This is a genomic window from Geodermatophilus sp. FMUSA9-8 (assembly GCF_037034165.1).
Classification (GTDB): Bacteria; Actinomycetota; Actinomycetes; order Mycobacteriales; family Geodermatophilaceae; genus Geodermatophilus; species Geodermatophilus nigrescens.
In genome coordinates this window covers 296808-309497 of record NZ_JBAGKE010000001.1, presented here as the reverse complement: position 1 = coordinate 309497, position 12690 = coordinate 296808, and the positions used below count along the sequence as shown (strand labels likewise).

Annotated in this window: 7 protein-coding genes; 3 read left to right on the top strand and 4 right to left on the bottom strand. The window is 75.0% G+C overall.

The window, feature by feature from the left end; all coding sequences use genetic code 11:
- Nucleotides 1-56: 56 nt before the first annotated feature.
- Both mshC and WA616_RS01465 read left to right on the top strand, forming a co-directional pair.
- A complete protein-coding gene (gene mshC, locus WA616_RS01470; RefSeq protein WP_336026654.1) occupies nt 57-1319 on the top strand; it encodes a cysteine--1-D-myo-inosityl 2-amino-2-deoxy-alpha-D-glucopyranoside ligase in 1263 nt (420 codons plus the stop codon).
- Entirely contained in the window at nt 1319-2380 is a 1062-nt protein-coding gene (locus WA616_RS01465; RefSeq protein WP_336026652.1) for an HD domain-containing protein, read from the top strand. The genes mshC and WA616_RS01465 overlap by 1 nt, the downstream gene beginning before the upstream one ends.
- 452 nt (nt 2381-2832) lie before the next feature.
- On the opposite strand, the gene WA616_RS01460 is transcribed toward WA616_RS01465, so the two are convergent.
- Nucleotides 2833-3696, bottom strand: coding sequence for a PAC2 family protein (locus WA616_RS01460; RefSeq protein WP_336026650.1), 864 nt, complete (start codon nt 3694-3696; stop codon nt 2833-2835).
- A 151-nt stretch (nt 3697-3847) separates the two neighbouring features.
- On the opposite strand from WA616_RS01460, the gene metH reads away from it, so the two are divergent.
- Nucleotides 3848-7648, top strand: coding sequence for a methionine synthase (gene metH, locus WA616_RS01455; protein ID WP_336026647.1), 3801 nt, complete (start codon nt 3848-3850; stop codon nt 7646-7648).
- A 53-nt stretch (nt 7649-7701) separates the two neighbouring features.
- Here metH and WA616_RS01450 read toward each other — a convergent pair whose 3' ends face one another.
- From WA616_RS01450 to WA616_RS01440, 3 genes are all read right to left on the bottom strand, one after another.
- A complete protein-coding gene (locus tag WA616_RS01450) occupies nt 7702-8901 on the bottom strand; it encodes an acetate/propionate family kinase (protein ID WP_336026645.1) in 1200 nt (399 codons plus the stop codon).
- A complete protein-coding gene (gene pta / locus WA616_RS01445) occupies nt 8898-11015 on the bottom strand; it encodes a phosphate acetyltransferase (RefSeq protein WP_336026644.1) in 2118 nt (705 codons plus the stop codon). Before pta ends, WA616_RS01450 begins: the two co-directional genes overlap by 4 nt.
- 97 nt (nt 11016-11112) lie before the next feature.
- Nucleotides 11113-12585 carry a helix-turn-helix domain-containing protein gene (locus tag WA616_RS01440; protein ID WP_336026641.1) on the bottom strand — a complete coding sequence of 491 codons (1473 nt, stop codon included), beginning with the start codon at nt 12583-12585 and terminating at the stop codon, nt 11113-11115.
- Nucleotides 12586-12690 lie beyond the last annotated feature (105 nt).

Here is a 12690-nt window from a genome sequence, read left to right as displayed (position 1 = left end):
TCCACAGGCAGGTCGCCGGCGGGGGTGAGGGCGGGCACGCAACTAGGCTCGACGTCGTGCTCGCCTGGCCCGCCCCGCTCCTCCCGACCATCCCGGGCCCCGGCCCCGTCCTGCGGCTGTTCGACACCGCCCGCGGGGAGGTCGTGACCACCGAGCCCGGCCCGGTCGCGCGGATGTACGTCTGCGGCATCACGCCCTACGACGCCACCCACCTCGGGCACGCGGCCACCTACCTGGCCTTCGACCTGGTGAACCGGCTCTGGCGCGACGCCGGGCACGCCGTCCACTACGTGCAGAACGTCACCGACATCGACGACCCGCTGCTCGAGCGCGCGGACCGCGACGGCGAGGACTGGATCGTGCTCGGCATGCGGGAGACCGCGCTGTTCCGCGAGGACATGACGGCGCTGCGGGTGCTCCCGCCCGACAACTACGTGGGCGCGGTGGCCGCCATCCCGCTGATCGTCGCCCACGTGGAGACGCTGCTCGACGAGGGCCTGGCCTACGTCCTCGACGACGGCACCGGCGACGTCTACCACGACGTCGCGCAGGCGTCCGGCTTCGGCGAGGAGTCCGGCTACGACGAGACGACGATGCTGGCGCTGTCGGCCGAGCGCGGCGGCGACCCCGACCGCCCGGGCAAGCGCAACCGGCTCGACCCGCTGCTGTGGCGCGGCGCCCGCGAGGGCGAGCCGTCCTGGGCGGGGCCGCGCGGCACCGCCGGCCGCCCCGGCTGGCACATCGAGTGCGCCGCGATCGCGCTGGACACCATCGGCATGGGCTTCGACGTCCAGGGCGGCGGCAGCGACCTGGTCTTCCCGCACCACGAGTACTCCGCCGTGCACGCCGAGGCGCTCACCGCGACCAAGCCGTTCGCCCGGGCCTACGTGCACGCGGCGATGATCGGCCTCGACGGCGAGAAGATGAGCAAGAGCCGCGGCAACCTGGTCTTCGTCTCCAAGCTGCGCGGCGAGGGCGTCGACCCGATGGCGATCCGCCTGGCGCTGCTGTCCGGCCACTACCGCACCGACCGCGCCTGGACGCCGGACCTGCTCGCCGACGCCGAGCAGCGGCTGGCCACCTGGCGCCGCGCGGTGGCCCGCGCCGCCGGTGCCCCCGCCGCGCCGCTGCTCTCGGCGCTGCGCGAGCGGCTCGCCGACGACCTCGACAGCCCCGGCGCCATCGCCGCCGTCGACGCCTGGGCGGCCGCCACGCTGGCCGGGGAGGCCGAGTCCGACGACGGCGCCCCCGCGGTGGTGGCCGACGCCGTCGACGCGCTCCTCGGCATCGAGGTCGACCCCGCGCTGCAGGACGGCTGATGGCCGGGGGCGGGTCCCCGGGTGGCCCCGCCGCCGGGGGGTTCATGCTCACCGACCGCGCCGCGCGCGAGGCGGAGGAGTCCGGGCTCGCCCCGGCGGCCACCCGGTCGGCGGCCACCCGCGGCCGCGCCGTCGCCGAGCCCGAGGACGCGCTGCGCACCGCCTTCGAGCGCGACCGCGACCGGATCCTGCACGCCAAGGCCTTCCGCCGGCTCAAGCACAAGACGCAGGTCTTCCTGAACCCCGACGGCGACCACTTCGTCACCCGGCTCACCCACACGCTGCAGGTCACGCAGGTGGCCCGGGCGATCGCCCGCGCGCTCGGGCTCAACGAGACGCTGGCGGAGGCGATCGCGCTCGGCCACGACGTCGGCCACTCGCCGTTCGGGCACATCGGCGAGGACGCCTTCGACCCCTACGTCCCCGGCGGCTGGCACCACGCGGCGCAGGGCGTGCGCATCGTGGAGGTGCTCGAGCACCTCAACCTCACGTGGGAGGTGCGCGACGGGATCCGCGCGCACAGCTGGAAGATCGCCCCGCCGCCGGCCACGCGCGAGGGGGAGTGCGTGCGGTACGCCGACCGGATCGCCTACCTCTCGCACGACGCGCTCGACGCCGTCCGCGCCGGGGTGCTGCAGCCCGGCGACCTGCCCGCCGTCGCGCGGGCCGCGTTCGGGGAGCCCGGCAGCGCGATGGTCGGGGCGATGGTCGACGCCGTCGTCGAGGGGGCCCTGGCCGACGGCGGCGCGGTGGTGATGGCCCCGGAGGCCCTGGGCGCGATGCACGAGCTGCGGGCGTTCATGTTCCAGCGGGTGTACCTCTCGGAGACCGCGGCCGGGCAGAAGCAGCTCGCCGTCGACGTCATCCGCCGGCTCGTCGACCACCACCTCGCGCACCCGGAGCTCATCCCGGCCACCTACCGCGACACCGAGGCCGACCTGGTCACCCAGGTCGTCGACCACGTCTCCGGGATGACCGACCGGTTCGCGCTGCGCCTGCACGATCGGCTCTTCGACGACGACGCCGCCGCGCGGATGGCCCCGCTCCTGCGCCAGCAGTAGCCGGAGTCGAGTGGTCGCCCCGGTGCGCCGTGCCGGGGGGAGCGTTCGACCTCGAGGTGGAGGCCGACGTGCAGGCCGCGTCGATGGCGGCCAGCGGAGCGGGCGGTTCCCAGCCCGACGGCGCCCTGCTCGGCCCCGGTGACGAGGTCAGGCCCACGGCACGTCACCTCGGCGTGCGCCGGCGGCTGACCAGCTGGATCACCGAGGACGACCGCTCGGTCCGCTCCGTCGACGAGCAGGTGCGCGGGCCGTTGCTCCCGGCACGCCTCCGCCGGGTGCTGCTCCGGCGGGCTCCCCAGGAGTGGGGGAATGCCGGGGTTCCTCGTGCACCGCCGGTCCTGCAGCACCGGCAACTCACGAGGAACGCCGTCAGTGCCGCCGTCCCGACCGTTATCCCCAACTCGCGCGTGAACCGGTGTCCGCCTCCCGCGGCGGGGAGGCGGAGCGGGCCCTCAGTTGGGGGAGGAGCCCCGCCGGCGCAGGTAGCGCTCGAACTCGCGGGCGATCTGGTCGCCGTTGGCCTGCGAGAGGTCGCTCTCGGTGGCGCGCTCCTCCAGCGAGCGCACGTACTCGACCACCTCGGCGTCCTCCTGGGCCATCTCGTCGACCGTCTTGACCCACTCGTCGGCCTGCTGGGGGAGGCCGCCGAGCGGCACCGTCAGCTCGAGCACCTCCTCCACCCGCTGCAGCAGCGCGACGGTGGCGCGCGGCGACGGCGGCTGCGAGACGTAGTGGGGGACGGCGGCCCAGAAGCTGATCGCCGGCAGCCCGGCCTGCACGCACGCGTCCTGGAAGATCCCGAGGATGCCGGTGGGCCCCTCGTAGCGGGAGGTCTCCAGGCCCCAGCGCTCGGCGGACTCGGCGTCGTAGGCCGAGCCGGTCACCGGGGTGGGCCGGGTGTGCGGCGTGTCGGCGAGCAGGGCGCCGAGCGCGACGACGGTCTCCACCTCGAGCTCCTGGCACAGCTCGATCAGCTCGGCGCAGAACCCGCGCCAGCGCATGTTCGGCTCGATGCCGCGGATCAGCACGACGTCGCGGTCGCTGCCGGGCGGGCGGGCCACCGAGACGCGCGTGGTGGGCCACTCGACGCGCCGGCTCACGCCCCCGACCAGGGAGACCGACGGCCGGTTGACCTGGAAGTCGTAGTAGTCCTCGGGGTCCAGCGCCGCGAGCGGGGTGGCGTCCCAGATCAGCTCGAGGTGCTCGAGCGCGCCCGTGGCGGCGTCCCCGGCGTCGTTCCAGCCCTCGAAGGCGACCACCGCCACCGGCCGGTTCAGCTGGGGCAGGTCGTCGGGAGCGGACTGCGGGTCGGTCACTCTCCGAGCCTACGTCGGTCGCGCTCCCCGTCCGGGTGGATCGGGGATGGGAGGATGGCGTCGGCCCGCCGGGACGTCCCGGGAACACCGGCGCGCCGGCGGCTGCTGCTGCAGCACAGGCCCCGCCCGCCCCGCGACCCCGAGGACGCCCGTGACCGAGACCCCGCAGCTCCGCCCCGACGCCACCGCGGAGCTCACCGCCCTGCTCGAGCAGCGGATCCTCGTGCTCGACGGCGCGATGGGGACGGCCATCCAGCGCGACCGGCCCAGCGAGGCCGGCTACCGCGGCGAGCGGTTCGCCGACTGGCCGAGCGACCTGCAGGGCAACAACGACCTGCTGGTGCTCACCCGGCCCGAGATCATCGCCGGCATCCACCGCGAGTACCTCGACGCCGGCGCCGACGTCATCGAGACCAACACCTTCAACGCCAATGCCGTGTCCCTCGCCGACTACGGCATGGCCGAGCTGTCCCGGGAGATCAACGAGGCGGCCGCCCGGCTGGCCCGCCGCGAGGCCGACGCCGCCACCGCGCGCACCCCGGACAGGCCGCGCTACGTCGCCGGCGCGATCGGCCCCACCACCCGGACGGCGTCGATCTCGCCCGACGTGAACGACCCGGGCGCCCGCAACGTCAGCTTCGACGAGCTGGTCGAGGCCTACCTGGAGCAGGCGAACGGGCTGGTGGACGGCGGCGCGGACGCGCTGATGGTCGAGACGGTCTTCGACACGCTCAACGCCAAGGCGGCGATCTTCGCCCTGGAGACGCTGTTCGAGGAGCGGGGCCGCCGCTGGCCGGTGATCGTCTCCGGCACCATCACCGACGCGTCGGGGCGCACGCTGTCCGGCCAGGTCACCGAGGCCTTCTGGAACTCGATCCGGCACGTCCGGCCGCTGCTCGTGGGCCTCAACTGCGCCCTCGGCGCGAGGGAGATGCGGCCCTACGTCGCCGAGATGGCGCGGGTGGCCGACACGTTCGTGTCCTGCTACCCGAACGCCGGCCTGCCCAACGCCTTCGGCGAGTACGACGAGTCGCCCGAGGAGACCGCGGCGGTGCTCGAGGAGTTCGCCGACAGCGGGTTCGTCAACCTCGTCGGCGGCTGCTGCGGCACCACCCCGGCGCACATCGCCGCGATCGCCGCCGCGGTGGAGGGCAAGCGCCCGCGCACGCCGGTCGAGGCGCGGCCCGCGCTGCGGCTGTCGGGTCTCGAGCCGCTCGTCGTCACCGAGGACTCGCTGTTCGTCAACGTCGGCGAGCGCACCAACATCACCGGCTCCGCGCGCTTCCGCAACCTCATCAAGGCCGGTGACTACCCGGCGGCCCTGGCCGTGGCGCGCCAGCAGGTCGAGGCCGGCGCGCAGGTCATCGACGTCAACATGGACGAGGGGATGATCGACGGCGTCGCGGCGATGGACCGCTTCACCAAGCTGATCGCCTCCGAGCCCGACATCTCCCGCGTGCCCGTCATGGTCGACTCCTCCAAGTGGGAGGTCATGGAGGCCGGCCTCAAGAACATCCAGGGCAAGGCCATCGTCAACTCCATCTCGCTGAAGAACGGCGAGGAGGAGTTCGTCCACCACGCGCGGCTGTGCCGCAAGTACGGCGCCGCGGTCGTCGTCATGGCCTTCGACGAGGACGGGCAGGGCGACGACCTCGAGCGGCGCACGCAGATCTGCAAGCGCGCCTACGACGTCCTCGTGGAGAAGGTGGGGTTCCCGGCCGAGGACGTCATCTTCGACCCGAACATCTTCGCCGTCGCCACGGGCATCGAGGAGCACGCGAACTACGGGCTGGACTTCATCGAGTCGACCCGCTGGATCAAGCAGAACCTGCCCGGCGCGCTGGTCTCCGGCGGCGTCTCCAACGTGTCGTTCTCCTTCCGGGGCAACAACCCCGTGCGGGAGGCCATCCACTCGGTCTTCCTCTACCACGCGATCGCCGCGGGGCTGGACATGGCGATCGTCAACGCCGGCCAGCTCGAGGTGTACAGCGAGGTGCCCGAGCTGCTCCGCGAGCGCATCGAGGACGTCATCCTCAACCGCCGTCCCGACAGCACCGAGCGCCTGCTCGAGATCGCCGGCGACTACGCCGGCGACGGCGCGGTGAAGGAGGTCGCCACCGAGGAGTGGCGGTCCCTGCCGGCGGGGGAGCGGATCACCCACGCCCTGGTGAAGGGCATCGACGCGTTCGTCGAGGACGACACGGAGGAGCTGCGCGTCGAGATCGCCGCGCGCGGCGGCCGGCCCATCGAGGTCATCGAGGGCCCGCTCATGGACGGCATGAACGTCGTCGGCGACCTGTTCGGCGCCGGCAAGATGTTCCTGCCGCAGGTGGTCAAGTCCGCCCGTGTGATGAAGAAGGCCGTCGCCCACCTGATCCCGCACATCGAGGCCGAGAAGCAGCCCGGGGACGCCGAGCGGACCAACGGCAAGGTCGTCATGGCGACGGCGAAGGGCGACGTCCACGACATCGGCAAGAACATCGTCGGCGTCGTGCTGCAGTGCAACAACTACGACGTCGTCGACCTCGGCGTGATGGTGCCGCCGCAGAAGATCCTCGACGCCGCCAAGGCCGAGGGCGCCGACGTCATCGGCCTGTCCGGGCTGATCACGCCGTCCCTGGACGAGATGGTCACGCTGGCCTCGGAGATGGAGCGGCAGGGCTTCGAGGTCCCGCTGCTCATCGGCGGCGCGACGACGTCCCGGGCGCACACCGCCGTCAAGATCGCGCAGCGGTACCACGGGCCGGTCATCTGGGTGAAGGACGCCTCGCGGTCGGTGCCCGTCGTCGCGGCGCTGCTGTCCGACGAGCAGCGGCCGGCGCTGCTGGCCCGGACCGACGCGGAGTACGCGGCGCTGCGCGAGCGGCACGCCGCCCGCCAGGACACCCGGGCGCTGCTGCCCATCGAGGCCGCGCGCGCCGCGGCCACGCCGATCGACTGGAGCGCCTACACCCCGCCGCGCCCCCGCATGCTGCAGCAGCAGGCGATGGACGCCTGCGCCGGACCGGCGTGCGACCACGTCCGGCACGTGGCCACCCAGTTCGTCCGCACCCTGCCCGACTACCCGCTCGAGGAGCTGCGCGGCTACATCGACTGGCAGCCGTTCTTCAACGCCTGGGAGATGCGCGGCCGGTTCCCCGACATCCTGCACAACCCGACCACCGGGGAGGCCGCGCGCCGGCTCTACGAGGACGCGCAGGAGATGCTCGACCGGATCGTCGGGGAGCGGTGGCTGACCGCCAACGGGGTCTTCGGCCTGTTCCCGGCCAACCAGGTCGGCGGTGACGACCTGGAGGTCTACACCGACGAGTCACGCCGCGAGGTCCTGACGACGCTGCACCAGCTGCGCCAGCAGACGGAGGGGCGGGACGGGTCTCCCCGCAAGTCGCTGGCCGACTTCGTCGCGCCCCGCTCGACCGGCCTGCGCGACTACGTCGGGGCCTTCGCGGTGACCGCCGGCATCGGCTCGGCGGAGCGGGTCATGGCGTTCAAGAAGGCGAACGACGACTACAGCGCGATCATGCTGGAGGCGCTCGCCGACCGGCTCGCCGAGGCCTTCGCCGAGCGGCTGCACGAGCGGGTGCGCACGGAGTACTGGGGCTACGCCCCCGACGAGCACCTCGACGCCGACGCCCTCATCGCGGAGAGGTACCACGGCATCCGCCCGGCGCCGGGCTACCCCGCCTGCCCGGAGCACACCGAGAAGCTCACGATCTGGTCGCTGCTCGACGTCGAGTCCACCGCCGGCATCCAGCTCACCGAGAGCATGGCCATGTGGCCGGGCGCGGCGGTGAGCGGGCTGTACTTCTCCCACCCCGCGTCGCGGTACTTCAACCTGGGCCGGGTCGGCCGCGACCAGGTCGAGGACTACGCCCGCCGCAAGGGCTGGACGCTCGCGGAGGCCGAGCGCTGGCTCGCGCCGAACCTGGGCTACCGCACCGACGACGACTGAGTGACCCGGCTCCGCCGTCCCCCGGGACGGCGGACCCGTGGGCGTTCATAGCGCTAATGGCCCTCCAGGAGGGCGACGGCCTGGCGGGCCATCTCCAGCTCCTCGTCGGTGGGGACCACCAGGACGGCGACCGGGCCGTCCCCGGCCGAGATCCGCCGGGCGCCCGGGACCCGCTCGGCGTTGGCCTCCTCGTCGAGCCGGATGCCCAGCGGCTCCAACCCGGCCAGGGACCGCGACCGCACCACCGGGTCGTTCTCGCCGATGCCCCCGGTGAACGCGATCGCGTCGGTGCGGCCCAGCACCGCCAGGTAGGCGCCGACGTACTTGCGCACCCGGTGGCAGAACACGTCGAGCGCCAGGGCGGCGGAGGCGTCGCCCTCGGCGATGCGGCGGTGCACCTCGCGCAGGTCGTTGGTGCCGGCCAGCGCCAGCATGCCGCTGGAGGAGTTGAGCGCCCGGTCGACGTCGTCGGGCCCGAGCCCGGCCACCCGGTGCAGGTGCGCCACGACGGCGGGGTCGACGTCGCCGGAGCGGGTGCCCATCACCAGTCCCTCCAGCGGCGTCATGCCCATCGAGGTGTCCACGCTGCGGCCGCCGGCGACGGCGGTGGCGCTCGCCCCGTTGCCCAGGTGCAGCACGACGGTGTTCACCTCCTCCGGCGGGCGCCCGAGCAGTTCCGCGGCGGCGCGGGAGACGTAGGCGTGCGAGGTGCCGTGGAACCCGTAGCGCCGCACGCCGTGGTCCCGCGCCCACTGCGGCGGGACGGCGTAGGTGTAGGCCTCCGGCGGCAGCGTGGCGTGGAAGGCGGTGTCGAAGACCGCCACGTGCGGCAGGCCCGGGAAGGCGCGGCGCGCCACCTCGATGCCGGTGGCGTTGACCGGGTTGTGCAGCGGCGCCAGGGTGGCGAGCTCGCGGACCGCCCGCAGCACGTCGTCGTCCACCCGCACCGGCGCGGAGAACCGGTCGCCGCCGTGCACCACCCGGTGCGCGACGGCGACGAGCCCGGCGTCGGCCAGCCGGGGACCCGAGCGGTCGAACGCCTCCAGCGCCGCGCCCAGCGCCACCCCGTGGTCGGGCAGCGGCCGCTCCACCTCGTCGGGCGCCCGGCCGGGCAGGGAGTGGGTGAGCCGCCCGGAGGGCTGCCCCACCCGCTCGGCCAGCCCCCACGCCAGCGCCTCCCCGGCGGCGACGTCGACCAGCCGGTACTTCAGCGACGACGAGCCGGCGTTGACCACGAGCACCCGCCCGCTCACGCGTCCCCCTGCGCCGTGTCCTCGTGCGCCGGGTCCTGCGCGGTGCCGTCGAGCGCCGGGTCCTGCGCCTGGATGGCGGTGATCGCGACGGTGTTCACGATGTCCTGCACCGTGGCGCCGCGGGACAGGTCGTTGACCGGCTTGCGCAGGCCCTGCAGCACCGGGCCGACCGCCACCGCGCCGGCGCTGCGCTGCACCGCCTTGTAGGTGTTGTTGCCGGTGTTCAGGTCGGGGAAGACGAACACCGTCGCCCGGCCGGCCACCGCGCTGCCGGGCAGCTTGGTGCGCGCCACCCCGGCGTCGACGGCGGCGTCGTACTGGATCGGCCCCTCCACCGACAGGTCCGGCGCCCGCCCGCGCACCAGCTCGGTGGCCGCGCGCACCCGGTCGACGTCGGCGCCGCTGCCGGACTCCCCGGTGGAGTAGGACAGCATCGCCACCCGCGGCTCGACGCCGAAGCGGGCCGCCGTGTCCGCCGAGGTCACCGCGATCTCGGCCAGCTGCTCGGCGTCCGGGTGCACGTTGACCGCGCAGTCGCCGTAGACCAGCACCCGGTCGGCCAGGCACATGAAGAACACGCTGGACACGATCGACACGCCTTCGGTGGTGCGGATCAGCTCCAGCGCCGGGCGGATCGTCTGCGCGGTCGTGTGCGTCGCCCCGGACACCATGCCGTCGGCCATGCCGAGCGCCACCATCAGCGTGCCCGCGTAGGACACGTCGACGACGACGTCGCGGGCGGCGTCCATGGTCACGCCGCGGTGCGCGCGCCGGCGGGCGTACTCGACGGCGAGCTCCTCGCGCAGCGCCGGGTCGCAGGGGTCGAGCACCCGCGCCGCGGACACGTCGGCCCCGGCGCGGACGGCGGCGGCCCGCACCTCGGCGGGGTCGCCGAGCAGGGTCAGGTCGACGACGCCGCGCCGCAGCAGCCGGTCGGCGGCCTGCAGCACCCGCTCGTCGGTGCCCTCGGGCAGCACGACGTGCCGGCGGTCGGCGCGCGCCCGGTCCAGCAGCCCGTGCTCGAACATCAGCGGCGTGGTCACCCGGGCGCGGTGCACCTCGGCGCGGTCGAGCAGCGCCGCGCCGTCGACGTGCTCCTCGAACAGCGCCAGCGCGACGTCGACCTTGCGCGGCGCCTCGGCGTTCAGCCACCCGGGCACGGTGTCGGCCACCGTCGTCGTCGCGTGGGTGTCGAGGTCGGTGAGCACCACAGGCACGACCGTGGGCAGGCGCCGCACCAGTTCCAGCACGCTCGCCGCGGGTTCCAGGCCGCCGGTGAGCACCAGGCCCGCGGGTTGCGGCAGGGCGTCGGACAGGTGGGCGGCGAGGACGCCGAGCAGCACGTCGGCTCGGTCGCCCGGGGTGATCACCACGACGTCGTCGGCGAGCCGGTCGAGCAGGTTGGGCACCGTCATCGCGGCCACCAGCACGCCGGAGGTCTCCCGGCGCAGGGCCGCGGCGTCGCCGACGAGCACCCGGGCGTCGCAGGCGCGGGCGATCTCGGCCATCGTCGGCGCGGTCAGCGCGGGCACGTCGGGCAGCGCCCAGGCGGCGGGCTCCCGCCCGGCCAGGGACTCCCGGACGGCGGCGTGCTCGCCGGCGGCGACCCGGTTGACGACCACCGCCACGACGTCGCAGCCGGCCCGGCGCAGCGCGTCGGTGCCCACGTCGACGGCGCGGTCCACCTCGGCGGCGTCGCGGCCGTGCCCGGAGACCGTGCACACCACCGGCAGGCCGAGGTTCACCGCGATCCGCGCGTTGAGGGAGAGCTCGCGGGCCGCGCCCGCCTCGCCGAAGTCGGTGCCGACGACCAGCACCCGGTCGCACCGGGCCGCCAGCGCGCGGTACCGGGCGACCACCTCCGACAGCGCCCGGTCCTCGTCGGCGAGCACCTCGGCGTAGGTGACGCCCAGCGAGGCCTCGTACGGCGGGGACCCCGGCGCCCGGGGGAGCAGCAGGTCGACCACCCGGTCGGGTTCGTCGCGGCTGCGCACCACCGGCCGGAAGACCCCGAGCCGGCCCACGCGCCGCGCCAGCAGGTCGAACAGGCCGAGGGCGACCGCCGACTTCCCCGTCGCCGGCTCGCTGCCCGTGATGTAGAGCCCGTCCGACACCGCCCCACCTCCTGCGCCCGACCCTAGGGCGGCCGGGACGCCACGGCCCCCGGAGCGGGACGACGGACGGGCCGAGCGGCCGGCCCGGCGGGCGGCCTCAGCGGTCGGGGACGGTGATCCGGTACTGGGCGATCTTGCGGTAGAGGGTGGCCCGGCCGATGCCGAGCTCCTCGGCCACGCGGGTCATCGTCGTCCCGGGCTCGGTCAGGCACCGCACGATCTCGTCGCGCTCGAGCCGCTCCAGGCGGGTCAGCGCCCGGCCGCCGCCGTCGAGCACCTCCGGCGCCAGGTGGGACACGTCGACGACGTCGGCCCGGGTCACCGCCTCGCGCACCACGCGGCGCAGCTGCGCGACGTTGCCCGGCCACGCGTAGCCGGTCAGCGCCCGCGCGGCGCGGGGGGTGAAGGCCACCTCGCGGTGCCGCTCCCGGCGCGCGGTCCACGAGGCCAGCGGCAGCACGTCGTCGGCCCGGTCGCGCAGCGCGGGCGCCTCGACGACGGCGTCGACCAGCCGGGCCACCGGGTCCGGCAGCGCGCCGTAGTCCGGCGCGGTGAGCACGAACGGCTGCGGCCGCCCGGCGCGGCGCACGGTGGCGAGCACGTGCGCGAGCTCCCCGGCCGCCCACGCCGGCAGCCGGTGCAGCCCGGAGACGATCACGCAGGTGTCGGCGTCGCGCAGCTCCGGCGTCCACAGCTCCAGCCACGGCGCGACGTCGCCGGCCTCCGGCGCGCGGGCGTGCAGCAGCCGCTGCCGTCCGGCCAGGCGCCGCCGGGCGAGCGCCGCCAGGGTCGCCTTGCCGGCGCCGGGCTCGCCGACGACGACCGTCCCGGCCCCGGAGGAGACCGCGACCGCGGCCCGGTCGACGGCGGTGCGCCAGGCGGGGGTGACGCACGGGTCGCCGTCGTCGGGGGCCAGCGACCCGCCGACCACGCGGAACACCTCGCCGCGCGGCGCCGGGCGCACGAGGCGGCCGCCGCTGCGCACCGCCATGAGCGCGCTGGTGGCGCTGGCCGCCGTCTGCGCGAGGCCCAGCAGCAGCTCGGAGGAGGAGTCCGACCAGGTGGTGAGGTTGATGCTGCCCGCGAGCTCCCCGGTGCCGGGCTCGAGCACGGGCGCCGCGGCGCAGGTGTAGCCGCGCAGGTCGGTCACCCAGTGGTCGGCGGCGCGCACCAGCGTCGGGGCCCGGTCGGCCAGCGACAGCCCCAGGCCGTTGGTGCCGGCGTTGCGTTCGGCGTAGGAGAACCCCGGCGCCAGGTGCACCCGGTCCAGCGCCCGGTGGATGGAGGCGTCGTCGCCGAGGCGGGCCAGCACGAACCCGGCGGGGTCGGCGACCATCAGGCTCACCGGCTCGTTGGCGATCGTCGTCTGCAGGTCGCTGAGCACCCGGTGGGCGCACTCGTAGAGCAGGGAGCCGGTGTCCGGGGACCCGGTGAACACCGGCACCACCTCGTCCGGCGGCACCCCGTACCCCTGGCTGCGCCGCCAGGACGCGCGCACCCGGGGCGCCGTCCCGCGGCGCCGCGCGAGGGCGGGGTCGGGCAGCGGCGCTGGTCCGGCCGGCTCGTCCACGGTCGCCTCCCGCTGTGGCCTATGTCACGGCAATGTACGCGGCGAGGCGGGTGCCGAGGTGTCTCAGAGTGAGACGGCCGGAGGGGGCTCACGGCGGCGCGGCCG